This is a genomic window from Bacillus sp. DJP31 (genome assembly GCF_049310945.1).
Classification (GTDB): Bacteria; Bacillota; Bacilli; order Bacillales; family SA4; genus Bacillus_BS.
On the sequence record NZ_JBMERO010000100.1, the window covers coordinates 1 to 900 of the forward strand.

The window sequence follows — 900 nt, forward strand, 5'->3', positions numbered from 1 at the left end:
ATATATTGCGTAACTTTATATGGAGTGGCGAGCATGATAGACTTGGCTAGGCAGCCGGACATACGAATAGCTGGGCTCCTGGCTGGAAAATCAAGCTCGCCGAGGCTCCGTGTCAAGTTACTTCTAGCTGAATAAACAGTCTAGTTGTCATGATGGTAAAAGAGCCAGTTCTTCCTGAAAGCATTCTTCAGGAGTCTTGTAAGCTAAGATCTTCCGAGGTAGTTGGTTACACCAAGTCTCTGCATATAAAATAGTTGCTTCAGAGACTGATGAAATAGCCTTTCCTTTAGGAATAAAACGACGTATTAGCCCATTGTGACGCTCATTTGTACCTCGTTCACAAGAGGAGTATGGGTGAGTAAAATAAATGTCTGTTTGGACATCGTTTACCGAGAAATCTAGGTCTGCAAACTCTGATCCATTATCGGAAGTGATCGTTTTGAATATGTTTGAGAATCGAGAGTCAAAGGTGTTTTTTAAACAGGAGATAGCTTTAGTGATAGCTTCGCTATCCTTAGCAGGAACCCTAATGATAAATTCCTTGCGGGTCTTTCTCTCTGTAAGTGTCATCAATGCCTCATCATTCGTTTTCTTACCAATAACTGTGTCAATCTCCCAGTGTCCAAACTCGTTGCGCCCGTTTACTTCAATAGGACGTTCTTCAATACTTCGACCGAGTATTCGTTTATTCTTTCGACACCGTTTTTTCTTAGTATTGAGTCGGACTTTCATTGGTAAGTCTATGTTTTTCACACGCATAATTCCTAGTTCAATGTAGTTATAGAGCGTCTTTGTGCAAACAAGAGCATCATCAAAGAGACTAAGCCGCTTAGCATGACCATAGACCGCATCAGGTGACCAGTCATCTTTCAAAATCTTCGATTCCGCAAATTGAATAAA

The 900-nt window shown here is 41.1% G+C and carries 1 protein-coding gene; it reads right to left on the bottom strand.

What is annotated here, in order from left to right; genetic code table 11:
* Window positions 1-147: 147 nt before the first annotated feature.
* Window positions 148-900, bottom strand: a 753-nt coding sequence (locus ACOI1C_RS22615; RefSeq protein WP_422512889.1) for an IS30 family transposase, incomplete at its 5' end; no start/stop codon positions are given.